27 protein-coding genes, 1 tRNA gene and 1 riboswitch are annotated in these 21,630 nt (G+C 70.4%); of the genes, 14 read left to right on the top strand and 14 right to left on the bottom strand.

Features of this window, described 5'->3' with window-relative positions:
• Nucleotides 1-49 precede the first annotated feature (49 nt).
• From BKA10_RS07510 to BKA10_RS07500, 3 genes are read left to right on the top strand one after another with little or no spacing between them, the layout of a single operon-like run.
• A complete protein-coding gene (locus tag BKA10_RS07510) occupies nucleotides 50-832 on the top strand; it encodes an SDR family oxidoreductase (RefSeq protein WP_183499319.1) in 783 nt (260 codons plus the stop codon).
• A gap of 15 nt (nucleotides 833-847) precedes the next feature.
• A complete protein-coding gene (locus tag BKA10_RS07505) occupies nucleotides 848-1,546 on the top strand; it encodes a uracil-DNA glycosylase (protein WP_183499318.1) in 699 nt (232 codons plus the stop codon).
• A gap of 4 nt (nucleotides 1,547-1,550) precedes the next feature.
• A complete protein-coding gene (locus BKA10_RS07500) occupies nucleotides 1,551-2,168 on the top strand; it encodes a GNAT family N-acetyltransferase (protein ID WP_183499317.1) in 618 nt (205 codons plus the stop codon).
• Here the strand turns inward: BKA10_RS07500 and BKA10_RS07495 are convergent.
• Genes BKA10_RS07495 through BKA10_RS07465 form a run of 7 tightly spaced genes read right to left on the bottom strand, consistent with a single transcriptional unit; the run spans nucleotide 2,145 to nucleotide 8,631 of the window.
• Nucleotides 2,145-2,555: a protealysin inhibitor emfourin gene (locus tag BKA10_RS07495; protein WP_183499316.1), complete on the bottom strand. Its 411-nt coding sequence runs from the start codon at nucleotides 2,553-2,555 to the stop codon at nucleotides 2,145-2,147. The genes BKA10_RS07500 and BKA10_RS07495 overlap by 24 nt on opposite strands.
• Nucleotides 2,539-3,597, bottom strand: a complete 1,059-nt coding sequence (locus BKA10_RS07490) for a M4 family metallopeptidase (protein ID WP_183499315.1) — start codon at nucleotides 3,595-3,597, stop codon at nucleotides 2,539-2,541. Before BKA10_RS07490 ends, BKA10_RS07495 begins: the two co-directional genes overlap by 17 nt.
• A gap of 10 nt (nucleotides 3,598-3,607) precedes the next feature.
• Nucleotides 3,608-4,435: an ABC transporter ATP-binding protein gene (locus BKA10_RS07485; protein WP_183499314.1), complete on the bottom strand. Its 828-nt coding sequence runs from the start codon at nucleotides 4,433-4,435 to the stop codon at nucleotides 3,608-3,610.
• Nucleotides 4,432-5,220 carry an ATP-binding cassette domain-containing protein gene (locus BKA10_RS07480; protein WP_183499313.1) on the bottom strand — a complete coding sequence of 263 codons (789 nt, stop codon included), beginning with the start codon at nucleotides 5,218-5,220 and terminating at the stop codon, nucleotides 4,432-4,434. The genes BKA10_RS07485 and BKA10_RS07480 overlap by 4 nt, the downstream gene beginning before the upstream one ends.
• Nucleotides 5,217-6,098, bottom strand: coding sequence for an ABC transporter permease (locus BKA10_RS07475; protein WP_183499312.1), 882 nt, complete (start codon nucleotides 6,096-6,098; stop codon nucleotides 5,217-5,219). The genes BKA10_RS07480 and BKA10_RS07475 overlap by 4 nt, the downstream gene beginning before the upstream one ends.
• Nucleotides 6,095-7,045 carry an ABC transporter permease subunit gene (locus BKA10_RS07470; protein WP_183499311.1) on the bottom strand — a complete coding sequence of 317 codons (951 nt, stop codon included), beginning with the start codon at nucleotides 7,043-7,045 and terminating at the stop codon, nucleotides 6,095-6,097. The genes BKA10_RS07475 and BKA10_RS07470 overlap by 4 nt, the downstream gene beginning before the upstream one ends.
• A 56-nt stretch (nucleotides 7,046-7,101) precedes the next feature.
• Nucleotides 7,102-8,631 carry an ABC transporter substrate-binding protein gene (locus tag BKA10_RS07465; protein WP_241739897.1) on the bottom strand — a complete coding sequence of 510 codons (1,530 nt, stop codon included), beginning with the start codon at nucleotides 8,629-8,631 and terminating at the stop codon, nucleotides 7,102-7,104.
• Between the two features lie 178 nt (nucleotides 8,632-8,809).
• Between BKA10_RS07465 and BKA10_RS07460 the strand changes: the two genes are divergently transcribed.
• Genes BKA10_RS07460 through BKA10_RS07450 form a run of 3 tightly spaced genes read left to right on the top strand, consistent with a single transcriptional unit; the run spans nucleotide 8,810 to nucleotide 10,532 of the window.
• Nucleotides 8,810-9,301, top strand: a complete 492-nt coding sequence (locus BKA10_RS07460; RefSeq protein ID WP_183499310.1) for a carboxymuconolactone decarboxylase family protein — start codon at nucleotides 8,810-8,812, stop codon at nucleotides 9,299-9,301.
• Nucleotides 9,298-10,035, top strand: coding sequence for a tyrosine-protein phosphatase (locus BKA10_RS07455; protein WP_183499309.1), 738 nt, complete (start codon nucleotides 9,298-9,300; stop codon nucleotides 10,033-10,035). The genes BKA10_RS07460 and BKA10_RS07455 overlap by 4 nt, the downstream gene beginning before the upstream one ends.
• Before the next feature lie 32 nt (nucleotides 10,036-10,067).
• Nucleotides 10,068-10,532 carry an SIP domain-containing protein gene (locus tag BKA10_RS07450; protein ID WP_183499308.1) on the top strand — a complete coding sequence of 155 codons (465 nt, stop codon included), beginning with the start codon at nucleotides 10,068-10,070 and terminating at the stop codon, nucleotides 10,530-10,532.
• A gap of 31 nt (nucleotides 10,533-10,563) precedes the next feature.
• Here the strand turns inward: BKA10_RS07450 and BKA10_RS07445 are convergent, their stop codons facing one another.
• The 4 genes from BKA10_RS07445 to BKA10_RS07430 form a co-directional block, all read right to left on the bottom strand.
• Nucleotides 10,564-11,016, bottom strand: a complete 453-nt coding sequence (locus BKA10_RS07445; RefSeq protein WP_183499307.1) for a Fe-S oxidoreductase — start codon at nucleotides 11,014-11,016, stop codon at nucleotides 10,564-10,566.
• Nucleotides 11,013-11,825, bottom strand: a complete 813-nt coding sequence (locus tag BKA10_RS07440; protein WP_183499306.1) for an arginase family protein — start codon at nucleotides 11,823-11,825, stop codon at nucleotides 11,013-11,015. Before BKA10_RS07440 ends, BKA10_RS07445 begins: the two co-directional genes overlap by 4 nt.
• A gap of 70 nt (nucleotides 11,826-11,895) precedes the next feature.
• Entirely contained in the window at nucleotides 11,896-12,630 is a 735-nt protein-coding gene (locus tag BKA10_RS07435; protein WP_183499305.1) for a PspA/IM30 family protein, read from the bottom strand.
• A gap of 63 nt (nucleotides 12,631-12,693) precedes the next feature.
• On the bottom strand, nucleotides 12,694-14,757 hold the full coding sequence (locus BKA10_RS07430) for a TPM domain-containing protein (RefSeq protein ID WP_183499304.1): 2,064 nt from the start codon (nucleotides 14,755-14,757) through the stop codon (nucleotides 12,694-12,696).
• Nucleotides 14,758-14,901: 144 nt separating this feature from the next.
• Here BKA10_RS07430 and BKA10_RS07425 point away from each other — a divergent pair, with 144 nt between their 5' ends.
• The 8 genes from BKA10_RS07425 to BKA10_RS16640 all read left to right on the top strand — a co-directional run bounded on the left by BKA10_RS07425 (nucleotide 14,902) and on the right by BKA10_RS16640 (nucleotide 20,361).
• Complete coding sequence (locus tag BKA10_RS07425; RefSeq protein ID WP_183499303.1) at nucleotides 14,902-15,735, top strand: DUF3097 family protein; 834 nt, start codon at nucleotides 14,902-14,904, stop codon at nucleotides 15,733-15,735.
• Nucleotides 15,736-15,767: 32 nt separating this feature from the next.
• On the top strand, nucleotides 15,768-16,559 hold the full coding sequence (gene trmB, locus BKA10_RS07420; RefSeq protein ID WP_183499302.1) for a tRNA (guanosine(46)-N7)-methyltransferase TrmB: 792 nt from the start codon (nucleotides 15,768-15,770) through the stop codon (nucleotides 16,557-16,559).
• Between the two features lies 1 nt (nucleotide 16,560).
• Nucleotides 16,561-17,418: a CPBP family glutamic-type intramembrane protease gene (locus BKA10_RS07415; RefSeq protein ID WP_248198885.1), complete on the top strand. Its 858-nt coding sequence runs from the start codon at nucleotides 16,561-16,563 to the stop codon at nucleotides 17,416-17,418.
• Between the two features lie 51 nt (nucleotides 17,419-17,469).
• Nucleotides 17,470-17,534, top strand: a riboswitch (guanidine-III (ykkC-III) riboswitch).
• 10 nt (nucleotides 17,535-17,544) lie between these two features.
• The gene (locus BKA10_RS07410) at nucleotides 17,545-17,865 is read left to right on the top strand and encodes a DMT family transporter (protein WP_183499301.1); all 321 of its coding nucleotides are present in this window, start codon (nucleotides 17,545-17,547) and stop codon (nucleotides 17,863-17,865) included.
• 237 nt (nucleotides 17,866-18,102) lie between these two features.
• Nucleotides 18,103-18,780 (top strand): DUF6766 family protein, encoded by a 678-nt coding sequence (locus BKA10_RS07405; protein WP_183499300.1) that lies wholly within the window; start codon nucleotides 18,103-18,105, stop codon nucleotides 18,778-18,780.
• Between the two features lie 244 nt (nucleotides 18,781-19,024).
• Entirely contained in the window at nucleotides 19,025-19,315 is a 291-nt protein-coding gene (locus BKA10_RS07400) for a hypothetical protein (RefSeq protein WP_183499299.1), read from the top strand.
• A 287-nt stretch (nucleotides 19,316-19,602) separates the two neighbouring features.
• Complete coding sequence (locus tag BKA10_RS07390; RefSeq protein WP_183499297.1) at nucleotides 19,603-19,791, top strand: hypothetical protein; 189 nt, start codon at nucleotides 19,603-19,605, stop codon at nucleotides 19,789-19,791.
• Nucleotides 19,792-19,857: 66 nt separating this feature from the next.
• Nucleotides 19,858-20,361 (top strand): hypothetical protein, encoded by a 504-nt coding sequence (locus BKA10_RS16640; RefSeq protein WP_241739898.1) that lies wholly within the window; start codon nucleotides 19,858-19,860, stop codon nucleotides 20,359-20,361.
• 4 nt (nucleotides 20,362-20,365) lie between these two features.
• Here the strand turns inward: BKA10_RS16640 and BKA10_RS07380 are convergent, their stop codons facing one another.
• The 3 genes from BKA10_RS07380 to BKA10_RS07370 form a co-directional block, all read right to left on the bottom strand.
• Nucleotides 20,366-20,566, bottom strand: a complete 201-nt coding sequence (locus BKA10_RS07380) for a hypothetical protein (protein WP_183501269.1) — start codon at nucleotides 20,564-20,566, stop codon at nucleotides 20,366-20,368.
• Nucleotides 20,567-20,699: 133 nt separating this feature from the next.
• A tRNA-Arg gene (locus BKA10_RS07375) sits at nucleotides 20,700-20,775 on the bottom strand.
• A gap of 16 nt (nucleotides 20,776-20,791) precedes the next feature.
• A complete protein-coding gene (locus BKA10_RS07370) occupies nucleotides 20,792-21,547 on the bottom strand; it encodes an SGNH/GDSL hydrolase family protein (protein ID WP_183499296.1) in 756 nt (251 codons plus the stop codon).
• Nucleotides 21,548-21,630: the final 83 nt, after the last annotated feature.

Genomic DNA, 21,630 nt, shown 5'->3' with positions numbered 1-21,630 from the left:
GCTCCCGGTGAGGCGGGAATTCCGTCGCCGGCGTGGGTAGCGTGGGGGCATGACGACCAGACGTGCAGTGGTGACGGGTGCGAGCTCGGGGATCGGCGAGGCGGTGGTCCGCTCATTGCGCGCCACCGGGTGGGACGTCGTCGGCGTCGCGCGACGCGGTGAGCGGCTGGCCGCACTCGATGCCGAGGTCGGGTCGGCGTCGTTCGCCGCAGACCTCACCCAGCAGGCCGATGTCGATGCGCTCGCGCAGCACCTGGCGGACTCCGGGCCGGTCCACGCACTGGTCCACGTCGCCGGTGGCGCGCGCGGAACCCAGCGGGTCGAGAACGGCGACCCCGCCGACTGGCAGTGGATGTTCGAGGTCAACGTCCTGTCGGCGCAGCTGGTGACCGCGGCCCTGCTCCCGCTGCTGCGGGAGGCGGCCGCCGACGGCGGCCACGCCGACACCGTCTACGTCACCTCGACGGCCGCGCAGACCGCCTACCCGGGTGGAGCCGGCTACAACGCGGCCAAGGCGGCCGAGTCGATGCTCGCCCGCGCGCTGCGTCTCGAACTGAACGGCGAGCCGATCCGGGTCGTCGAAGTCGCGCCGGGCATGGTGCACACCGACGAGTTCACCCTCAATCGGCTGGGTGGCGACAAGGCTGCGGCCGAACGCGTCTACGAGGGCGTGGCGAACCCGCTCACCGCCGAGGACGTCGCCGACGTCATCGTCTATGCCCTGAACGCGCCGGGCCACGTCAACCTCGACCTCATCACGATGCGCCCGGTCGCCCAGTCCGCGCAGCATCTGCTCGCGCGCGGACCCCTGCGTCCGAAGCTCGACCGCTGACGCGGGATGACGCCGATGGCGCGGAGCCTGGAAGAGCTCGGTGAGGCGGGGCTCATCGACCCGCAGTGGGCGACTGCGCTGGCACCGGTCGCCCCCGACATCGCCGCGCTCGGCGAGCGGCTGCGCGCCGAGACCGCGGCCGGCAGGAGCTACCTTCCGGCCGGTGACCACGTGCTCAGGGCGTTCTCGCGTCCGATGGACGAGGTCAAGGTGCTGATCGTCGGCCAGGATCCCTACCCGACGCCGGGTCACCCCATCGGGCTGTCGTTCGCGGTCGATCGGCATGTGCGCGCTCTCCCGCGCAGTCTCGGCAACATCTACCAGGAGCTCGAAGCCGATCTCGGCATCGCGCCCGCCGCGCACGGCGACCTGTCGGCCTGGAGCGATCAGGGCGTCATGCTGCTCAACCGGGTGCTGACCGTGGCGCCGGCGACCCCGGCATCCCACCGCGGATGGGGGTGGGAGAAGGTGACCGATCATGCGATCGGCACCCTCGTGGCCCGCGAACGGCCGCTGGTGGCGATCCTGTGGGGGAGGGATGCCGCGGGCTTGAAGCCCCTGCTGGGCACCACGCCCCTGATCGAGTCGGCGCACCCCTCACCGCTGTCGGCCCGCCGCGGCTTCTTCGGGTCGCGACCGTTCTCGCGCGCCAACGATCTGCTCGCGCAGCAGGGTGCCGCACCGGTGGACTGGCACGTGGGCCCATTACGCTGAATCCATGCTCGAGGGAGAAGACCGCGACCGTCGCCGTCTGCCGCGTCACCTCCGCCGTACCCCCGCACCCGAGACGCCGTTCTCGTTCGAGATCCGTCCTGCCGAGCGCTCGGACGTGCCCGACATCCGCGAGATCTACAACTACTACGTGACCAATTCGGTCGTCACCTTCGACGAGAAGAGGTGGTCGCACCGGCAATGGGTGGAGAAGTTCGACCACCTGGAGAAGATCGGCATGCCGTTCCTCGTCGCCGTTTCACCGTCCGGGCAGGTGCTCGGCTACGGTCTCGTCAGCCCCTGGACCGGCAAGTCCGGATACCGCTACACGGTCGAGAACTCGATCTACCTCGGCCAGGCCGCGACCGGAAAGGGCCTCGGGCGCGCGTTGCTGGAGGCGCTCATCGCCGAGTGCGAGAAGCTCGGCATCCGTGAGATGGTCGCGGTGATCAGCGACAAGGGCGCCGAGGGATCGGTCGCGCTGCACGAGAAGCTCGGCTTCACCGAGGTCGGGCGCATGGGCCGGGTCGGGTTCAAGTTCGGACGCTGGCTGGGCACGATCTACCTGCAGAAGTCGCTCACACCGCAGAAGAAGAAGAAGTCACTGTTCGGCCGGCGCGGCTGACGGCCCCGGGCGGGCGGGGGCCGGGGTGGTGCCGTCGGGCGGCGCGGTGGCGTCTCGTACGGCGTCGATGAGCTCGCGCCAGGGTCCGCGCACCTGCTGCTCGGCGAGCTCCGCCCGGTGCTCGTCGGCCCCGTGCGCGGCCGAGATCTCCCAGGTGAACCGGTCGGCGCCGAGGGGGTCTGCCGGGCCGGCTTCACAACGATCCCATGGGCACCGCTCGATGAGCTGCACCCAGAAGCGGGCGTCACCGGCATCCGCCTCGATCCGCCACCGGCGGCCGATCCCCGCGAAGCCGCCCGTGCGCACGACGGTGACGGCCACCTCGGCGGTGCGGCCGGGATTCGGCCCGGGTGCGGGGTCTTCGTTCGGCTCAGGCGCCCTGGTCATCATCGATCACGCCGACGCCGACCCACGCGGCCCGGACGGCGGCGACTTCCTCCGAGTCCTCACCGTACTCCTGCGCGGCGGCCTGCAGGGTGGCCGCCGCGAACCCCGCAAAATCGATCAACGGGTTCAGGAACCCCCCGGTCAGCGTCGCGTACCAGATGCGCCCCGCGCGCTCCCACGCGTGCCCGCCGAGCGCGGTCGCCGTCAGGTGGAAGGCACGATTCGGGATGCCGGAGTTGATGTGCACGCCGCCGTTGTCGGCCGCGGTGTCGACGTAGTCCCGCATATGTCCGGGCTGCGGGTCGCGCCCCAGGACGTCGTCGTCGTAGGCGGTGCCCGGCGCGCTCATCGACCGCAGCGCGTCGCCGGTCACCGCGTCGGTGAAGATCCCCGCGCCGATGAGCCAGGTCGCCTCGGCGGCGGTGTGCCCGAGGTGATGCTGCTCGGTCAGAGCGCCGAACACGTCGGCGATGGACTCGTTGAGGGCGCCTGACTGGCCGCGGTACACCAGGCCGCCGGAGTGCTCGACGATGCCGTGGGTGAGCTCGTGGGCGATGACGGTGAGCGACCCCGTGAACCCGGCGAAGACCTCGCCGTCGCCGTCGCCGAACACCATGCGCTCGCCGTTCCAGAACGCGTTGTCGTAGAGGTCGCCGTAGTGCACGGTCGCGGCGAGGGTGCCTCCCACCGCGTCGACCGACCGGCGGCCGAAGGCATCCCAGAAGAAGTCGAACGTCACTCCGAGCCCGTCGAACGCCTCGTCGGCCGAGACGTCGCCGGTGGGCGGATCGTCTTCGCCGCGCACCCGCACACCGGGCAGCGTCTCGCGGTTGTGCGCGTCGGAGATGACGCGGTCGGGGGCGGGCGAGGCCTCGACCACCAGCGCGTCGCCGTCGACCGACAGTTCGAACCGCGCGCGGTCCGGACGATAGTCGCGTGGAGCGGCCAGCGTCTTGCGAGCGGCCTCGGCGGCACGGGCGAGATGCGGCTGCTGGGCGACGGCGAGGCGGGCCAGCAGGTACTCGGGGATGATCGCGCGCATAGCGGTCAGGCTAGTGCCCGCCGGTGACATCGTGTCCGCGCGGATCGATGACGGGGATGGATGCCAGCAGGCGGCGCGTGTAGGCGACCTGAGGCTCCAGCAGCACCTTCTCGGTGGGGCCCTCCTCGACGATCCGGCCGTCCTTCATGACGATGACCTCATCGCACAGGTTCTGCACGATGCCGATGTCGTGGGAGACGAGCACCAGCGTCATCCGCTCGGTCTCCCGCAGCTCGCGCAGCAGTTGGAGGATCTGCGCCCGCACGGTCACATCCAGGGCCGACAGCGGCTCGTCGCCGACCAGCACCCGTGGGCGGTGCACGATCGCGCGGGCGAGCGCGATGCGCTGTCGCTGCCCCCCGGAGAATTCGTGAGGGAAGCGGCCGGCCATCTCGGGCTCGAGTCCGACACTCGTGAGGACCTCGCGCACCCGCGCGCGACGGTCGCCCTCGATACCCAGCGCCCACAGCGGCTCGGCGATGATGCGGCCGATGCTCATCCGCGGGTCGAGCGAGGCGTAGGGGTCTTGGAACACGATGCCGGTGGCCCCTCGCAGCCAGTGCAGCGACCGGGCGCCCGCCGTCGCGTCGACCGGGCGGCCCTCGACCTCGACGGTGCCCGCGCTCGGGGTGTCCAAGCCCAGCAGCAGCCGGATCAGCGTGGACTTGCCCGACCCCGATTCGCCGATGATGCCGACCGACGACCCTTCGCGCACGTCGATGTCGGCGTCGTCCAGGGCGACCGTGTGGCGACGCGGCTCGGCGAGCCGGGTGCTCGGCGCGCGGAACCGCCGGGTCAGGCCGCGGCCGCGGATGAGAGGAGTGCCGGGATCGCTCATCGGGCACCCCCCGGGCGCCACAGGGTCGCGGTGGCATCGCGCAGCAGTCCCTGCGTGACGGGAGAGGACGGCGCGGTCAGCAGCGTCGAGATCGGCCCCTGCTCGACCACGCGGCCCTCTTCGAGCACCACGGCATGAGTGGCGACCTGCGACAGCACGGCCAGGTCGTGCGTGATGAACACGAGCGACATGCCGTCGTCGGCCACGAGCGCGCGCAGCAGGTCGAGGATGTCGGCCTGGATCGTCACGTCGAGGGCCGTGGTCGGCTCGTCGGCGATCAGCAACCGGGGACGGCAGGCGAGGGCCATCGCGATCGCGACACGCTGCCGCTGTCCGCCCGACAGCTGATGCGGGTAGCGGCGGACGATCTGCTCGGGGGCGGGCAGGTGCACCCGGGCGGCTTCCGCGACAGCACGGTCGCGCGCCGCGCGGCGGCCGATGCCCTCGTGGATGCGCAGCGACTCGCCGATCTGGTTGCCGACCGTGCGGATCGGGTTGAGCGCGGTGCGCGGCTCCTGGAACACGATGCCGATCTCGTCGCCGCGGAGCTCCGCCAGTTCGCGGTCAGGCAGCCCGATCAGCTCCTGGCCGTTCCAGCGAATGCTGCCGTGGGCCGTGGCATCCTCGGGCAGCAGGCCGAGCAGCGCCAGCGCCGTGAGCGACTTTCCCGAGCCGGACTCGCCGATGAGTCCCACACGGGCGGCGTCCGCCACATCGAACGAGACGCCGTCGACGACCCGGCGCCCGCCGATCTCGATGGCGAGGTCGCGCACTTCGAGGGTCATGCGACCACCTCCGGCACGTGGGCCTCGGCCTCGCTGCGCCGTCGCGACAGGGTCGGGTCGGTGGCCTCGCGCAGCGCGTCGCCGAGCAGGTTCAGGCCCAGCACGGTGAGGGTGATCGCCAGGCCCGGCCAGATCACCGACACCGGATGCACGGTGATGTAGGCCTGCAGCTCGCTCAGCAGGACGCCCCACGACGGTTCGGTGACGGGTGCGCCGAAGCCGAGGAAGCTCAGCCCCGCCTCGGCGAGCACGGCGACCGCCATGCCCCACGACAGCTGCACGATGAACACCGGCGCCACGTTGGGGAACAGGTGCCGCCACAGGTTCTGCCACGACGTGAGGCCCGAGGCCCGGCCCGCGACGACGAAGTCGCTGTGCAGCACGCGGCGGAGCTCTGGCCGGGTGACACGGGCGACGTTCACGCCGAAGCCGATGCCGACCGAGAGGATCACGACCCACAGCGATCCGCCCGCCACGGCGGAGATCATCATGGCGATGATGAGTACCGGGAATGCGATGAGGATGTCGACCAGGACGGCGATCGATTCGCGCATCCAGCGGGCGGTGAGGGCGCCGAGCGCGGCGAGCAGGATGCCGATGATCGTGGCGATCACGCCCGCGCCCAGCGCCACCCAGACCGTGGTGCGGGCGCCGGCCATGATGAGGCTGAGGATGTCGCGCCCCGAGCCGTCGGTGCCCATCAGATGCGGCCAGCTCGGCCCCAGCCAGCGCGCGGAGATGTCGACCTGGCGCGGATCGAACGGCAGCCAGAACACCGAGACCAGCGCCACGGCGCCCACCGTCAGCACGATGATCAGACCGAACCGCCCCGTGGTCGACGACCACAGGCGGCGCAGCCATGCGAGTCGGTGCGTCATTCCGCCTCCCGCTGCCGGGGGTCGACGACCCGGTGGAACAGGTCGACGAGGAAGCCGATGATCAGGACCATGCCGGTGAGCACGAGCAGCTCGCTCTGCACCTTGATGAGGTCGCGGTTGCCGACGTCGGCGACGAGCATGCGGCCGATTCCCGGCAGGGTGAACAGCTCCTCGATGACCACCGCGCCGACGATGATGCCGGCGACCTGGAGGCCCAGCACGGTGATGATGGACAGGCCCACGGCCGGCAGGCCGTGGCGGACGAGCGCGCGGTTGCGGGTGAGTCCCTTCGCCGCCGCGGTGCGGACGTAGTCCTGCCCGACGGCCTGCAGTGTCGCCGATCGCACGAACCGCATGAGCATGGCGCCCTCGACGATGCCGATGGTGAGGGCGGGCAGCAGCAGCGACTGGAATGCGCGCGCCGGGTCGTCCCACCCGCCGCGCGGGAAGCCCTGCGCGGGCAGCCAGCCGAGCCACACCGCGAAGACGACCACGAGCATCATGCCCGCCCAGACCACCGGCACGGCGGCGAGGGTCTGGGCGCCGACGCTCAGCGCAGTGCCGTCCGCGCGTCCGCGGCGCACCGCTGCCAGCACGCCGAAGGGCAACGCGATCACGAGGGCGACGGCCATCGCCATGAGGCCCAGCGGAACGGTGACCTGCGCCTTCTGCACCAGTTCGTCGATCACCGGCGTGCCGGTCAGCAGCGAGGCGCCGAGGTCACCCCGCAGGAGGCCGCCGATCCACTCGATGTACTGCACCGGCAGCGGTCGGTCGAGCCCCAGGCGATCGCTGATGGCCGCGACCTGCTCGGGTGTCGAGTTCGTGCCGGCGATCAGCTGGGCGATGTCGCCCGGGAGAACCCGGAGGGTGAGGAAGATGAGTGCGCTGGCCACCAGGAGCCCCACGATCAGCAGGGCGACCCGGTTCAGCGCATAGCGGATCACGCGCGGTTCTCAGGCCGTCTGTCGTGTCCGGTGACGGCGTCGGACGATCCGGTCGCTCACTGGCTGCCTTCGACCAGTTCGGCGAGGTTCAGCCGCTCGTTCACGTTGGTCGACGGCATGCCGGTGATGTGCGTGCCGACCCCGACCACCGAAGCGCCGTTGTAGAGCCAGTCGGCGGCCATATCCTCCGACACGATGCGCGCGGCCTCGGCCAGCAGCGCTTCGGCTTCGGCTTCATCTGTCGACGCCACCGACTCGGCGTACAGGCGCTGCACCTCGGGGTTGTCGTACGTGAAGTAGTAGTCCGGGTTCGCCCAGTTCTCGAAGTCGCGTGCCTCGGTGTGGAGCACGAAGCTCAGCTCGTAGTCCTGGTTGATGTAGACGTCGTTGAGCCACGCGCCGAACTCTACGGTGGTGACGTTGAGGCTGATGCCCACGTCGTTGAGGTTCGACACGAGGATCTGGGTCACCGTCGTCCCGTAGCTGGCGGGGATCGTGAGGGTGAGGTCGAGGTCCTCCTCGCCGGCCTCGGCCAGCAGCGCCTTCGCGGCGTCGGGGTCGAACGGCGCCACGTCGGACAGGTCTTCGTACCCGGGGTCGAGCGAGGGGATCGGGCCGAACTGGGTCCGGCCGGCACCGAGGGCCTCGACGATGGCATCCTTGTCGATCGCCTGACGGATCGCCTGACGGACGCGCACGTCGTCGAGCGGCGGCCGGGTCGAGTTCATCGCCAGCGTGCCCTTGTCCGTGGACGGCCCGACGACGACGGCGAAGTCGCCGTTCGCCTCGAGCTGGTCGGTCAGGTTGGCGTCGAAGCCCGTGAGCACGTCGAGTTCGCCGGCCAGCGCCCCGTTGATCGCGGCCTGCGTGTTCGGGATGTAGCTGAACACGACCTCGGCGACCTGGGCCTTCTCGCCCCAATAGTCCTCGTTGCGTTCGAAGGTGATGCTGTCGCCCTGTTTCCAGTCGCTGAACACGAACGGACCGGTGCCGTTGGCATCGGTCTTGCGGTCGATCGTGTCACCTTCTTTGAGGATGAGGCCGGCCCGGCCGGTCAGGCTCCACAGCAGCGTCGAGTCGGGGGCGCTGAGCGTCAGCGTGATCGTCTGCCCCTCGGCGGCGATCGCCTGGACGTTCGCCAGGCGTGCCGAGTCGCGGTACGCCGGATTCTGCTTGACCTGGGTCAGCGACCAGACGACGTCCTGGGGGGTGAGCTCCTGCCCATCGTGGAAGGTCACGCCCTCGCGCAGCGTGAACGTGTAGGTCAGCCCGTCGGGGGAGACCTCGTAGTCGGTCGCGAGAGCCGGCACGATCTCCTGCTCGGCGGTGCGCGAGACGAGCCCCTGGTAGATGTTGTCGATCAGGATCTGGTCGAGCGCGGCGCCCGCGGTCTCCCGCACGTCGAGGTTGCCCGGTTCGAGCACCAGGCGGATCGCGACCGATGCGCTGGGGTCGGCGGTCACCTCGGTGCTCGTCGGACCCGGCTCGGCGTTCCCGGCGCAGGCGGTGAGCAGCAGGGCGCCCGCGGCGAGTACGGCTGCGGCGGCCAACGAGGCCCGGCGAGACAGGGGCGATCGGCGAATCATGTGGCGGGGGGTCCTTTCGCAAGCGCAGGAGCATCGTTGCTGTGGAATGCGGTCCTGCGAACTCGGGTGCGCGTTACAGCCTAGAGTCCGCGCGGCGGTGCCGCGGTCACCGGGCGTCATCATAACGGTCGGCGAGCACGTCTCTCGTTCTTCCGGACCGCGCGGATAAGGTGAGCACATGGCCTCTGAACGTCGCGTCCATCTGTCCCGCTCGGCCCGTCCGGCCTACGACGCACTGGAGACCTTCTCGAAGACGGTGGGGACGATCGCGGCAGAAGCGGGCATCGACGACCGGCTCAAGGAGATCGCGCTCATCCACTCCTCGCAGCTCAACGGCTGCGCGTACTGCGTGCGCATCCATGCCGATCGGGGCGTGACGGCGGGGCTGACCGCCGACGAGATCGCCCAGATCGCGGTGTGGCGCGAGTCCGGCGTGTTCACGGCTCGCGAGCGTGCGGCGCTGGAACTGGCCGAGAGCTACGTGTACATCCACGAGTCCGGTGTCCCCGATGACGTGTACGACCACGTCGGCGGCATCCTCACCGAGCAGGAGTACGTCGCCCTCAGCTGGCTGCTCGTGTCGATCAACGCGTTCAACCGCATCACCGTCGCCGGCAAGTACCCGGTGCCGCCGCGCCGGGGAGAGCGGGCGTCGGCCGCGGGCTCATGACGGACCCGCTGTCCATCGCCGGGGCCCTCAACTTCCGGGACACCGGGGGACTGGCCGCCGGTGCCGCACGCACCCGGTCGGGTGTGCTGTTCCGCTCGGGCAATCTGACCCGGGTGGATGCCGGTGGCCGTGAGTCGCTGCGGGCGCTGGGCCTGCGGCGCATCGTAGATCTGCGTGAAGACGCCGAGATCGCCCTCGAGCCCACACGACTCGAGGACCTCGGGCACGAGACCGTCAGGATTCCGCTGTTCGTGGGGTCGGCGGCATCCTTCTTCGAAGACGACCTGTCCCTGTCCGAGATGTACCGTGCCCTGATCGAGGGGTCGTCGGCGGGGATCGTCGATGTCGTCCGCGCGGTGCTGGCCGACCAGCCCGTGCTCGTCCACTGCACCGTCGGCAAGGACCGCACCGGCGTGACCATCGCCCTCACTCTCGTGGCGGCAGGAGTGGATGAGGATGCCGTGGTCGCCGACTACGCGCGCACCGAGCAGCTGCTGCCCGCGTGGCGCAACGAGAGCGTGCTGACCTACCTGCGGCGGTTGCACCCGCATGCCCGCCATCTCGAGGATCTCGCGACCCGCTCGCCCGCGCCGGCCATGCAGGGCATGCTCGACGAACTGCGCACGCAGTACGGGGCTCCGGTCGAGTTCCTGCGGGCGAACGGGCTCGCCGACGAAGAGATCCAGGAGCTGCGCCGCGTGCTGATCGAGGGGATTCCCGCGCACCAAGGTTAGGCAACCCTTCATTCGGGTATAGTGAAGGGATCATGACCTCCTACGTCGCGCACAACGCCACCGCCTGCCGGGCGAGCAAGCACACGCGCGTGCAGCAGCTGATCACCGCCGATGAGCACTCACTGGCCGAGCTTCAGGCGCTCATCGCCACGCTGCCGATGTGCTCCACGGGGCGCGTGTTCATCGAGGTCCCCGACGCCGGGTGGATCGGCGAGATCGCCGTGCCCGCGCGCATGATCGTCACATGGCTCGACCGTTCGCGCCGCAGTGGCGCACCCGGCACGGGTCGCTCCTGCGCCCCCGGCCAGGCACTCGCGCGGGCCGTCAACGCCTGGGCCGACGAGATGCTGTGCTGCGAGGACGACCAGACGCGCATCCACCTGCTCGGCGGCTATCTCGGCACGGCCGACATCTTCGATCACCTCACCGCCGACTTGCAGCTCGACGGCGCGGCGATCGCGACGCCGGCACAGTTCGGCCTCGCCGTCGTTCGCTGAGCGGAGCCTGCCTCGGTCCGAGCGCGACTGCTCAGCGGGCCCCGCGACGGACGTAGCCGCCGTCTTCGAGGCCGGCCATGATCTCGAACCGGTTCGTCATCGGATCGAATCCGGCGAGCAGATACAGCACCGGCATGAGGAACCCGTAGCGCCGCCATTGCTGCGCGTGCACAGCCTCATGACGCAGCACGGCCTCGCTGGGCGTGCCGTCGCCGGTCAGATAGCACCGCCCGACGCATACCCCGCCGCGACGATATGCCCATGACGGCATGCCTCGGAACACCCACAGCCCGTGGCTGCGCTCGACAGTGCCGGTGGACCACAGCGCACCCCACGTCCATCCGACGGCGGTTCCCCACCACAGCCCCACCCGGCTGATCGGCGAATCGAGCAGGGCGCCCGGGATCAGCCGGTCCCAGCGCTCGCCGCGCGCCACCGCGCGCTCGGCGCGGTCGCGCCAGCCGGGCGCCGGGGCGCGGGTCATGCGAGCGCCCCGACCACGCGCAGGATGGTTCCCATATCGTCCACCGCCGCCATCGGCGACGCGGGGGCGAACCCCGTGATGGAGCTGCCGCCCAGTGGGAGCCGGGCGCGGACGGCGGTGATCGCCGCGGTCAGCTGCTCCGGCTGCAGACCGAACGGTGTCGGCAGCCCGACACCGGTCATGACCGCCGGGTCGAGCACATCCAGATCGACGTGGATGTAGACCGAGGTCGCGCCGGTGGCGACGACCGCCGCCGCGAGGTTCTCGGGGTCGGCGACGCCCTCGACCGGGATCACGCGCAACCCGACCGCGTCGATGAGAGCCGCCTCGGCGTCGTCGAACTCGCGCGCGCCGGCGAGGATCACGCGATCGGAGGAGACGGCGCCACCGATGGACAGTTCGCCGTCGCCGAACACCGCCCGCAGCGCCATGCCCGCGAACGCTCCCGACGGGGACGTGTCGACCGAGTGGAGGTCGGCGTGCGCATCGAACCAGAGCACGGCCACGGCCGGGTCGCGCGTGGCCGCATGTGCGATGCCGGGCACGGCGACACCGCAGTCGCCGCCGACGATGAGGACCGGTTCGTGGTTGCCGTCGAGTGCGTCGAGGACGCGGTCGCGCACCCGGGTGAGCGTGCTGTACCGCCGGATGCCGGTGCCGAGCGACTCGCCGGCCTCGACGGGCACGTCGATGCGGGTGCACGACGAGCGCGGCAGGTCGCCGGCGATCGCCTCGGCGCCGGCTGCGAGCAGCATCGCGCGCGCGGCCGGCGAGCCTTGCCACTGCGGGACGACCAGGAATCGGGTCATGCGTCCTCCTTCGACACAGCCGCGACGGCGCCGAGAATCGTGCGATGCCCGGCGCCGTGCGATGCGTGGACTACTGCTCGATCGCGGGTGCCGGAGCGCCCGTCTTGAGTGCGGCCAGGCGCGCCTCGACCTCGGTGAGCTCACCGACGTCCTCGAGCTGGTTGAACTGGGCGTCGAGCGTCGACGCGGCGAGCTCCTGCTTGCCGGTGGCAAGGGCCTCCTGACGGCGGACTTTGTCCTCGAAACGGCCCAGCTCGCTGGTCGGGTCGAGCACATCGATCGACTTGACCGCGTCGTGCACCTTGTTCTGGGCTTCGGCGGTCTTCGCGCGGGCGAGCAGCTCGGAGCGCTTCGACTTCAGCTGCTCCAGCTTCTGCTTCATGCCGTTGAGGCCGTCCTTCAGCTTGTCGACGACCTCGGTCTGCGACGCGATGGTCGGCGCGATCGCCTTGGCCTCGCTCTCCTCGCCGATCTGACGCTGCAGGGCGATCTTGGCCAGGTTGTCGAACTTGTCGGCGTCGGCGGTGTTGCCCGTGCCGCGCAGCTCGTCGGCCTTCCTGCTCGCCGCAAGTGCCTTGTTGCCCCACTCGGTGGCCGCCTTGACGTCTTCCTCGTGGTCGCGCTCGAGGAGGCGCAGGTTGCCGATCGTCTCGGCGATGGCCGACTCGGCGTCGGCGATCGAGTTGGTGTAGTCGCGGACGAGCTGATCGAGCATCTTCTGCGGGTCCTCAGCCGAATCCAGGAGGGCGTTGATGTTCGCCTTCATGAGAGTCGAGATGCGGCCGAAGATGGACTGCTTTGCCATCGGTTTTCCTTTCCTAGAGGGAAGTACAGGGAGATGAGTCTGTGATCTGAAGGTGAACGGGCGTCAAAAGCGACCTCCACCGCGTCGCCCGCGGGTGCCGCTGCCGCCGAAGCTGCCGGACGACCGGCCTCCGCCGCCACGAGAGCCACCGCCGAAGCCTCCGCCACCGCCGCGAGACCCGCCGCCCCGACTGCCGCCTCCGCCGAACATGCCGCCCCCGCCGCGGGAGCGTCCGCCTCCGCCGCCGAGCAGCGAGTTGATCACGATGCCGCCGAGGACAGCGCCCATGACGTCCCCGCCGCCGCCCCCGCCTCCGCCCCCGAACATGCCGCCCCCGCCGAAGCCGCCGACGTCGTTCTGCGCCGCCTGCATCGCCTGCCCTGCGAGGTCGTTCGCGCGCTGCGCGTACGGGAGCGCTTGGACCGGATCGGTGTGCTGCAGCTGCTGGGCCTGCACGAGCGACGCTCCCGCTTCGGCCAGTCGTGTGCGCGCCTGGGCTCCGACCGCGCCCCGCCGCGAGGTGATGTACTCCTCGGCGGCATTCACCTGTGCCTGGGCCTGCACGATGAGGTGACCGAGGGTCTGCGCGGCCTTCTGCTGCTTCGCCTGCGCGTCGCGGACGCCGTCCAGCAGCGCGTCGATCTCCGTGTTGGCCTGCTCGAGCGACTGCAGAGCGAACAGCGGGCGCTTGGCGGTGGCGCCGAGGTGGACTTTCGCGGCATCCACTCGCTGTCGCGTCGCGGCGACGACCGCGCCGATCCGGCCGTCGGGGTCGGGCAGACCGCTCGCGGAGGCGATGTCGGTCTCAAGCTCGCCGATCAGCGCTGCCGCCTCGCGCTCGCCTTCGGCGAGGTTGTCGGCCAGGGCGCCGACGGCGTCCTGCAGGTGCTTCGCCTGGTCGACCGCCTCCTCCGCGGCGCGGATGCTGACCGCGGCCGCACCGCCGTTGCCGGCGCCGATCGCCTGCTGAGCCGATACCAGCTGTGCGTCGGCGAAGGCCAGTCGCTGCCGCGCCTGCTCGGGGTTGTCCACGATGGGGGCGAGCGCTTCGGGCGCATAGGGGCCGCCCAGGGCGGCGAGGGTCGAGGCCGCGGCATCCGTCGCTCCGCCGACCGTGCCGCGCAGCTCCTGCACACGCGCGAGGGCTTCGGGGGCGTTCTGCTCGAGCTTGCGCAGCTCGTCGAAGTCGGCGGCCTTCTCGTCGAGGCCCTGGTTCGCGGCCGCGCACAGCTCGAGCACCTGCGCGTGGATCGTGCGGACTTCGGCCTCGGTGTCGGGGACGTCGTCATCGAGCTTCTGTCGCAGTGAGAACGCCTGGTCGAGACCCGCTTTCGCCTCCGTCAGCGCCTCTTGGAACTCCACGGTCGCCGCGTCGCCGAACTGCGCCTTCGCGAAGCCGAGCTCCTGCTCGCTCGTCTTGATGGCGTCGTCGGTCTCGACGAGTGCCGACGACGCGCGTCGCTCGAGCTCGTCGGTGCTGATCTTGGCGAGTTCGTCCGCCGTCGCCGGCCCCGCCTGGACGGCGGCCTTCTTCCTGCGGGAGCGGATCACGAGCCAGATGATCACCGCTGCGACGACCGCGAGCAGCACGATGATGAGCAGAACCGGGAACGACGAGCCACCCTCGTCGGCGTCCGGTGCGCCACCGGTGCCGCCGCCGACCGCATCGGCCAGCCCGTCGGCAGCGGCCATCGCCATGCCGACCCAGTCCTCGCGCTGCGCCGCCGGACCAATGCGCTCCTGCTCGATCGCGTCGAGCTGATCCCACGTGACCGGACCCTCCTGAGCACCGGACAGGTAGTACTGGCGTCCATCGGTCGAGACGGCGAGGAGGTACTGGTTGACACCGAGTCCGTTGGCGACGACGACCTCGTCGGCCCACTCCTGCGCGCTCGACGGGTTCGTGAACTCATCGACGTAGACGACCCACAGGTCGACGCCGGACGACTGCGACAGGGCCTCGTAGCGCTCCTGGATCGCGGTTTCCTCGCCGGAGCTGAGCACCCCCGCGTCGTCCAGCACCCGGCCGGAGCCCAGGGTGACCGGATCGGTCGCGAGCGCGATGCCGGGGCCACCCAGCACGATCGCGACAGCCGCCATGAGCGCCAGGACGAGGCGCGAACGCATAGATGCCCCCTTCGCGACGGGACGACGCCCGTCATCGCGAGTCTATGCCCCGCGGTTCATGGGACGGAAGTCAGTTCCGTGCCCCGCGCGTGGCACCCGCTCCACCCGCCCGGGCCCGATTATGCTCGCGATTTCGGAGGAGCAATGGACGACAGATACAGCGGCGATGTGCTTGCGGCCGGATGGCGTGACGCGGGGCGCCGCGTCGCCCCGAAGATCGAGGCCGAGAAGGACCTCGTCGTCGAGGTGGCGGGCGACGGGTTCTGCGGGGCGGTGATCGGCACGCAGTCCGGCCACGTCGAACTCGAGGATCGCCTCGGGCGGCGCCGGCTGTTCCCTCTCGGCGGCGGCTTCCTCATCGACGGCGCGAGCGTCGAGCTCATTCCCGCGAAGCCGAAGGCGCCGGTGCGTCCCGCGCGCACGGCATCGGGTTCTTTCGCCGCGCCGCAGCAGCGGGCGCGCGTCGCTCGCGCGTCGCGGATCCTCGTGGAAGGCAAGCACGACGCCGAGCTCGTCGAGAAGGTGTGGGGCGATGACCTGCGCGCCGAGGGCGTCGTCGTCGAGTTCCTGCAGGGGGTCGACCTGCTGGGCGACCTGCTGCGCGACGACCCGCCGTCCGCCGAGCGCCGCTACGGCGTGCTCGTCGACCACCTCGTGCAGGGCTCGAAGGAGACACGGATCGCGCAGACCGTCGAACGCGGTCCGCACGGCCGGTACGTGCGCATCGTGGGGCACCCGCACGTCGATGTCTGGGAGTGCGTGCTGCCGCGGGCGATCGGCATCGCCGCCTGGCCGCAGGTGCCGCGCGGGATCGACTGGAAGACCGGTGTCAGCCGCGCGCTGGGCTGGCCCGCCGAGGAGCAGGCCGACTTCGCCCGCAACTGGCAGCGGATCCTCGGCGCCGTCCACTCCTATCGCGACCTCGACCCCGCACTCCTGGGCCGGGTCGAGGAGCTCATCGACTTCGTGACCGAGTGAGGGGCGCGGTGCGCCGCCGGTAGCCTGGGGGGATGCCGCAGCCTGAATCCGCCGAGACCTCTGCGACGCCCGAGCATCCGGCGGCAGCCGCCGGCTCCGGTGTGCCGCGGTTCCGCGAGAAGCCCGTCTCGTTCGTGCGGCGCAGCGGCCGGATGAGTGACGGGCAGGAGCGCGCCTGGGCCGACCTGGCGCCGCGGTATGTGCTGCCGGTTCAGCGGGATGCCGCGGCCACCAGTATCCGCCCCGGCACCGCCATCGACCCGGCGGCCGTCTACGGCCGCACCGCGGCGCTCGTGGTCGAGATCGGATCGGGTCAGGGACACGCGATCGTGCACGCCGCGGCATCCACCCCCGACACGGACTTCCTCGCCGTCGAGGTCTTCCGGGCGGGACTCGCACGTACGATGCTCGACGCCGATCGTGCCGGCGCCGACAACCTGCGCCTCGTCGAGGCCAACGCCCCCGAGGTGCTCGAGCACCTGCTGCCGGAGGCATCGATCGACGAGCTGTGGATCTTCTTCCCCGACCCGTGGCACAAGAAGAAGCACACCAAACGGCGCCTGATCGCCCCCGAGTTCCCGCCGATCGCGGCTCGCGTGCTGCGTGAGGGTGGCGTGCTGCGGCTCGCGACCGACTGGGAGGACTACGCGCTGCAGATGCGCGAAGTGATGGCCGGTGCCGCCGAGTTCACCCCCGCGTTCGACGGGGAGTGGGCGCCGCGCTTCGAGGGTCGCATCATGACCGCGTTCGAGCGCAAGGGCATCGCGAAGGGCCGTGAGATCCGCGATCTCGTCTACCGCCGCGTGGCCCGCCCCGGAGCCTGACGTGCCCGGCGTGGGAGTGGCCGATCTCGGGGTGCGCCCCGTCGTCGGCGTCGCGACGGTCCCGGCACTCCTGGTGTGCCTGGCCGCTCCGGCGTTCTTCGTGCTCATGGTGCCGTGGCTCGGCTGGGCGCTGCTCGCGGCCGGACTCGTGATCGCCGTCGTCATCGAGCGGGGCCGGATCAGGGCATCCACCCCTTCGCTCACGCGCGATCTGTCATTGATCGCGATCGGCCTGCTGATCGTCAGCTCGATCCCGCTGAAGGCCGAGCTCGACAACGCCGCGATGCTGCGGTTCACACTCGCGCTCGGCGGCGCGGTCGTCGTGCCCTACGTCATCTCGCGCTGGGTGTACCGCGACCGGGCGACCGGGTTCCCCTGGCGTGGGGGACACCGGTGGAAGCGGTGGCAGTGGCTGTGGCTGGTCGCCGTGCTGGTGCTCGGCTGGCTGATCCTGCCGTTCTACTTCATCACCTCGGGCGTCTACCAGAACTGGCCGGTCGTGGACTCGCCCGAGCTCATCGCGCGACTGTTCGTGGGCGTCGGTGCGGTCGGCATCTGGGACGAGCTGTTCTTCATCTGCACATGCTTCGCGCTGCTGCGGCGCCACTTCGCCGACGGCGCCGCGAACGTGCTGCAGGCAATCGTGTTCGTGTCGTTCCTGTGGGAGCTCGGCTACCAGGCGTGGGGTCCCGTGCTGACGATTCCGTTCGCGCTGCTGCAGGCCGTGATCTTCATCCGCACGCGGTCGCTGGCCTACGTCGTGACAGTGCACCTGCTGTTCGACGCCGTGGTGTTCGCTGTGCTCGTCCATGCGCACAACCCCGGCATGCTCGAGTGGCTGTTCCTGGTCTCGCCCTGAACGGACGCTCGAACTGCCCTGCCACTGCCCAGGCGGAGTGGCTACCCTGATGAGTGGACTCCGACAGGGTCCCCGGACGACGGATCAGTACCCGGCACGCGACAAGACTGGCCAGGAGGAACAGTCATGTCGTGGATCATTCTCATCGTCTCGGGCGTGCTCGAAGCCGTCTGGGCGACCGCCCTGGGCAAGTCCGAGGGCTTCACGAAGCTGTGGCCGTCGATCGTCTTCGGCGTCGCCCTCATCCTGAGCATGGGCGGCCTCGCCTGGGCGATGCGCGACATCTCGACCGGCACCGCGTATGCCGTCTGGGTCGGCATCGGCGCGTCGATCACCGTCGTCTACGCGATGATCACCGGCGACGAGCAGTTCTCACTCATCAAGTTCCTGCTGATCCTGGGACTCGTCGGCTGCATCGTCGGACTGAAACTCGTCAGCGGAGAGTGAATGGATGCCGGTTACCGACACCGGCATCCATCGTCAAGGGTCTGGAAGCGCCGGCCCCGCGCGTCCATTCTGATCCCATCGCCCGGCTGCGGCCGGGACCGAGAGATCAGGAGCCAGGCATGTCGTCATCTGCACACCCGCCGCAGCGCGGCCCGCTCGTCGTCTTCTGGACGTGGATCGGCGTGATGGCTGTCGGGCTCGCCATCATGATCGCCGTGCCGCTGATGGGGGTGTGATGTGCGCGGGTTCCTGAAGGACAACGGCCTGAGCGTCGCATTCCTGCTGCTGTTCCTGGTGACGCTGTTCGGCCAGTCGCTGGCCGGGCACGCCGACGAGAACGAGGAACTGCTCCGGCACGGGATGCCGGAGGTCGGCTACCTGCAGTTCATCGGCTCGTCGCGGTTCCTCGTCGACGTCGCCGAGAACTGGCAGTCCGAGTTCCTGCAGTTCTTCCTGTTCATCTTCGCGACGATCTGGCTGATCCAGCGCGGGTCGCCCGAGTCGAAGAAGCCCGGCCACGCCGGTGTCGGGACCGACCGCGAGCAGCTCGTCGGTCCGCACGCCCGGCCGGATTCACCGGCCTGGGCGAAGGTGCGCGGCTTTCGGCTGTGGCTGTTCTCCAACTCGCTGCTGCTGGTCATGGGCACGGTCTTCGTGCTGTCGTGGCTCGCGCAGTCGCTGGCAGGTGTCGTCGTCGCGAACGACGAGAACGCGATGCACGGCATGCCGCCCGAGACCTGGGCCGACTACGTCGCGTCGCCCGAGTTCTGGAACCGGACCCTGCAGAACTGGCAGTCCGAGCTGCTCGCCGTCGGCGCGATGGTGGTGCTGTCGATCTACCTGCGCCAGCGAGGGTCGAGCGAGTCGAAGCCGGTCGGAGTCCCGCACCTGGAGAGCGGCACCGAGTCCGAGTGAGCGGGGCCGGTGGCCGCCATGCCGGAACGCGTATCCGAGCACTCCGGCACTGTCAAGCCCCTTCGGAATCAGATTCTGTGCCCGCACGCTGAAGCCCTGCTGCACGGCAGGGACCCTCCGATGAAGGCGGGCCCGCGAGAGGGAACGATGAGAGCAGTCACCGGGCAGGTCCGCCGACACGTCGAGGTCGTCGACGACTCCGATCGGCGCATCGAAGAGCCCGGTGACTCGAGCGGAGACCGCCATGAGAAGCACCGACCGTGAGCGGCTCGTCCTCGAACCGCTCGGCGACAACGCCTGGCGGCTCTGCGACCGTGCCATCGCCTCGTGCGACGCCGACAACGTGCTCGCGTACGTGGAGCAGCGCGCGGACGGCCGCTACGAAGTCACCTGGGTCGCGCGAGCCATCGGCACGGCGACATTTGCGACGATGGGCGACCTCCTGCGCGAGGCCGCGGGCCTGCTGATCGGCACACGTTCGCGCACGGTCAAGCCACTGCCGATCCCGCACCGGCCACCCATGCGTGCATCGTGACCCCCGCCTCGCTCTGGGAACTGACCGCGCCGGCCATCATCGCCGGTGGGGGACTGCCGGCGCGGGCCGATGTGGTCGTCGCCGGCGGCCTTGCAGGCTTGGCGACGGCTCGCGAGCTGGTGTGGCCACTCGCGAGCTGGTGGCGGTGCGATGGAACGACACCGAGCAGACGGGGGACTGTCCACTGCACGGATCGCGGTTCTCCGCGACCGGTCAGGTCATCGAGGGTCCCGCTGTCACAGGCCTTCACCGGTTCCGGACCGGTGACGAACACGAGGAGAGCAGACATGAGCAGGCACGGAGATGACGACCAGCCGGCGAGACGGGCGGACGACGAGTGGCTGATCGGGCAGGACTACGAGTTCGAAGACGCGCTCGAGAAGGAATGGCGCGAGATATACGGTGACCGGTCGCGACGGCGGTCCGCCCCCGGAACAGACCGCGAGAAAGATCCGGCTGATCCGGCGATGGCCTGACTACGCCGCCCTTTCGGCATCGTCAACCCCCTCGACGGTGCGCCGGCGGCGCGCGACCCTTGGACCATGGACCACAACCCCACCGCCGACCGGGTGCCTTCGGGCGACGGCGGCGAGAACACATTCGACGATCCCGGAGGCAACCTCCCCGATGCCGGTGAGAACAAGGACGTCACTCCGGCGGACGCGGCAGCGGCCGAAGCAGCTTCCCCGACAGATCCCGCGGCCGTCGACCCCGCAGCCGGTGCGCTCGGGGCCGATGGCGCGCCGGCGCCCGGCCATGGCGGCGACCACCACGGGCAGGATCGCGGGCGCACGACGGCCACCGTCTCCGAGGCGCAGCACGCGATGCGCGGCGCGAAGGAGCAGGACCTGCCGGCGATGGCGCAGAATAACGCCGTCACGGCTGAGAAGCTCGCGGGTATCATCGCGCAGACGCGAGCCGACCTTCCCGGCGCGAAGGCGGAGTCCATCGCCTACACGCTGCGCGAACGCGCGGCCCAGGCGGGGCTGCACCTGGACGACGACGTCGCCGCCGAGCTGGCCGGCGAGATCGCCGCCGGCGATTGAGCCGTCACATCAGGTCGAACAGCGCCGGCCCGAAGACGAGGAGCGCCGCGACCGGCGCGGTGAGTAGGCCGAGTCCGGCGATGAGGAATGCGACCGCGCTGCCGGCGACCGACAGCGTCGCGGCGACCCCGCGCGACCGGGAGCCTCGAGATGCGGGTGCCGGGGGAGCGTCTGATCGAGGGGAGAGCGCGGTCGCAGAGGTCATGCCTCGACGCTAAGGATGCCGGTGGCGCCGCCGCGTCGGCCGCCCGGCCCATTCGCGTCATCCTCGAGGATGATCTTCGCCTGCGAACACACCAGATCGCCGCCCGGAAACGAGCGGCGATCTGCGTATTTCTTGGTGCCCCCGACAGGAGTCGAACCTGCGACCTACGGTACCGGAAACCGGCGCTCTATCCACTGAGCTACGGAGGCGTACCGATCGAGGGTATCACCGCGAGAGGGCGGTCACCGCCTCGGCCAGGCGCTGCGCGAGGTACTGGTGCCCGACCGTTGACGGGTGGTCGCGGCCGACTCCGGTGTCGATGACCGTGTAGTAGTTCTCCTGCGTGATCCAGCCTTCGCGAAGGGGCGAGATGTACCACCAGCCGCGCTCCGCGGCCAGCGCCGTCAAGTCGCTGTCGATCCGTGCGGTCGTGCGCTCGACCGGCAGCACCTGCGGGGCGGGCCCGAGCACCACGATCCGTGCGGCCGGATAGAGCGCGGCCAGTTCGTCCCACGCGGCGTTCACCGCGTCGGCGTAGCCCGCGGCCGGCAGGCGCCGGTCGTTGATGCTGCCCTGGATGATCACCAGGTCCGGAGCCAGGGTCGGGTCGAGCGCCGCGATCCGCTCGCCGAATGCGGGACCGTCCAGTCCCGGCTTCAGATACCCGCTGCCGCGCACCCCGTCGACCACCGTGGTCCAGCCTGCGAGCTCAGCCACGACGTATGCGTACCCGAGGGTGGGGGCGGATGCCGCCGACCCGAACGTCCACGAGTCTCCGAAGATCAGGACGGTGGGCTCATCGGGCAGGTCGAGCGGCTCGGGGGCCAGTTCGACCTGCACGCCGTCGCCCGCGACGACCGTCGTCTGCGGAGCCGTCCACACCGGCAGAACGGCGGCCAGCACGATCGCCGCGAGGCCCACCGCGAACATCGCGCGCACACGCGTGGGAATGCGGCGCAGCGGGTGTTCGCGCGGGCTCATGCGAACAGGGTAAGTCACCGCGCGAGCAACGCCGAACACCGGCATCCATTCACCGACACACAGCGGAACGGATGCCGGGAACC

Origin of the sequence: Microbacterium invictum, from assembly GCF_014197265.1 — a bacterium.
Classification (GTDB): Bacteria; Actinomycetota; Actinomycetes; order Actinomycetales; family Microbacteriaceae; genus Microbacterium; species Microbacterium invictum.
Note: the sequence above shows the minus strand (reverse complement) of the source record. Positions and strands in the feature narration are given on the sequence as shown.

Bases quoted from the DNA above. Each gene is read 5' to 3' on its own strand.
- BKA10_RS07510 (WP_183499319.1), top strand. From the start codon at position 50: ATGACGACCAGACGTGCAGTGGTGACGGGTGCGAGCTCGGGGATCGGC.
- BKA10_RS07505 (WP_183499318.1), top strand. From the start codon at position 848: ATGGCGCGGAGCCTGGAAGAGCTCGGTGAGGCGGGGCTCATCGACCCG.
- BKA10_RS07500 (WP_183499317.1), top strand. From the start codon at position 1,551: ATGCTCGAGGGAGAAGACCGCGACCGTCGCCGTCTGCCGCGTCACCTC.
- BKA10_RS07495 (WP_183499316.1), bottom strand. From the start codon at position 2,555: ATGACCAGGGCGCCTGAGCCGAACGAAGACCCCGCACCCGGGCCGAAT.
- BKA10_RS07490 (WP_183499315.1), bottom strand. From the start codon at position 3,597: ATGCGCGCGATCATCCCCGAGTACCTGCTGGCCCGCCTCGCCGTCGCC.
- BKA10_RS07485 (WP_183499314.1), bottom strand. From the start codon at position 4,435: ATGAGCGATCCCGGCACTCCTCTCATCCGCGGCCGCGGCCTGACCCGG.
- BKA10_RS07480 (WP_183499313.1), bottom strand. From the start codon at position 5,220: ATGACCCTCGAAGTGCGCGACCTCGCCATCGAGATCGGCGGGCGCCGG.
- BKA10_RS07475 (WP_183499312.1), bottom strand. From the start codon at position 6,098: ATGACGCACCGACTCGCATGGCTGCGCCGCCTGTGGTCGTCGACCACG.
- BKA10_RS07465 (WP_241739897.1), bottom strand. From the start codon at position 8,631: ATGATTCGCCGATCGCCCCTGTCTCGCCGGGCCTCGTTGGCCGCCGCA.
- BKA10_RS07460 (WP_183499310.1), top strand. From the start codon at position 8,810: ATGGCCTCTGAACGTCGCGTCCATCTGTCCCGCTCGGCCCGTCCGGCC.
- BKA10_RS07455 (WP_183499309.1), top strand. From the start codon at position 9,298: ATGACGGACCCGCTGTCCATCGCCGGGGCCCTCAACTTCCGGGACACC.
- BKA10_RS07450 (WP_183499308.1), top strand. From the start codon at position 10,068: ATGACCTCCTACGTCGCGCACAACGCCACCGCCTGCCGGGCGAGCAAG.
- BKA10_RS07445 (WP_183499307.1), bottom strand. From the start codon at position 11,016: ATGACCCGCGCCCCGGCGCCCGGCTGGCGCGACCGCGCCGAGCGCGCG.
- BKA10_RS07440 (WP_183499306.1), bottom strand. From the start codon at position 11,825: ATGACCCGATTCCTGGTCGTCCCGCAGTGGCAAGGCTCGCCGGCCGCG.
- BKA10_RS07435 (WP_183499305.1), bottom strand. From the start codon at position 12,630: ATGGCAAAGCAGTCCATCTTCGGCCGCATCTCGACTCTCATGAAGGCG.
- BKA10_RS07430 (WP_183499304.1), bottom strand. From the start codon at position 14,757: ATGCGTTCGCGCCTCGTCCTGGCGCTCATGGCGGCTGTCGCGATCGTG.
- BKA10_RS07425 (WP_183499303.1), top strand. From the start codon at position 14,902: ATGGACGACAGATACAGCGGCGATGTGCTTGCGGCCGGATGGCGTGAC.
- trmB (WP_183499302.1), top strand. From the start codon at position 15,768: ATGCCGCAGCCTGAATCCGCCGAGACCTCTGCGACGCCCGAGCATCCG.
- BKA10_RS07410 (WP_183499301.1), top strand. From the start codon at position 17,545: ATGTCGTGGATCATTCTCATCGTCTCGGGCGTGCTCGAAGCCGTCTGG.
- BKA10_RS07400 (WP_183499299.1), top strand. From the start codon at position 19,025: ATGAGAAGCACCGACCGTGAGCGGCTCGTCCTCGAACCGCTCGGCGAC.
- BKA10_RS07390 (WP_183499297.1), top strand. From the start codon at position 19,603: ATGAGCAGGCACGGAGATGACGACCAGCCGGCGAGACGGGCGGACGAC.
- BKA10_RS16640 (WP_241739898.1), top strand. From the start codon at position 19,858: ATGGACCACAACCCCACCGCCGACCGGGTGCCTTCGGGCGACGGCGGC.
- BKA10_RS07380 (WP_183501269.1), bottom strand. From the start codon at position 20,566: ATGACCTCTGCGACCGCGCTCTCCCCTCGATCAGACGCTCCCCCGGCA.
- BKA10_RS07370 (WP_183499296.1), bottom strand. From the start codon at position 21,547: ATGAGCCCGCGCGAACACCCGCTGCGCCGCATTCCCACGCGTGTGCGC.